At 57.2% G+C, this 803-nt stretch carries 1 protein-coding gene; it reads right to left on the bottom strand.

Annotated features, from left to right (window positions below; translation table 11 throughout):
• Positions 1-792 (bottom strand): transposase (locus ACFQEY_RS18700; RefSeq protein WP_379771522.1); only part of this gene is annotated, 792 nt, incomplete at its 3' end.
• Positions 793-803: the final 11 nt, after the last annotated feature.

Below are 803 nucleotides of genomic sequence, written 5' to 3'. Positions count from 1 at the left end.
GAGAGCAAACGAGAGGATGATCTCACGGAACTGTCGGTACCAGAACTGCGAACGCAGGGCGGAGTCCTGCGTTCGCTTGACCGTTGAGTAGGATGTTTCTGACATCCACCGCTGTGTGTAGCCCTTTGCTCGGATGAGCGCGTTGTTCGCTGCTGCTTGCGGAGTCGATCCACGGTACTGGACAAGATAGTCAACATCTAGAGCAGCGATCTCGTACTCGGAGTGCCAATCTTGGAAGCCGTTATCGGCAGCGACGGCCCGCAGGTCGTCCGCGTTCCGCCGGACGACCCGCGGGCCAGCCTTCGTATCATGCTCATGCCTGATACAGCAGTGAACGTCCAGCACCGCCAGCGACTCTGTATCGGTCAACGTCGTCGCTTTGACCGTCTGTACTGTTCGTCCTTTCCGCTGACAATAGTACTGGGAAGCGTTGAACCGCTCGAAGAATGTGCTGTCAAGAGCGACGTGACCAGATTGCGGGTGTTGCTGCGCTGAAACGCGCAGCAACGCCCGCCAGATATACATCTCGTATCGGTCGAACGAGTGGTAGAACGTGGTTGGATCCGGTGGAGCATCCGAGCTGATCTCAAGTCGGTCACACACTCCCGGCATGAGACTGAGCCGATCGACGAGTTCAGCGTAACTATGGCTCTCTTCTTTCCGAATACAGTGTGCGACGATGTGTGCTTCGCGGGCAAGCCCGCCTGAGTCGGGCTTGCCCGCTCGTTTCCCCAATGCTTGTTTGGCTACACGTAGTGCTGTCTCAACGAGGTCGAGTAAGGCGACGCCCATTATCGTCTTCT

Source organism: Halorubrum trueperi (assembly GCF_042662525.1).
In the GTDB taxonomy this organism is placed as follows: Archaea; Halobacteriota; Halobacteria; order Halobacteriales; family Haloferacaceae; genus Halorubrum; species Halorubrum trueperi.
Note: the sequence above shows the minus strand (reverse complement) of the source record. Positions and strands in the feature narration are given on the sequence as shown.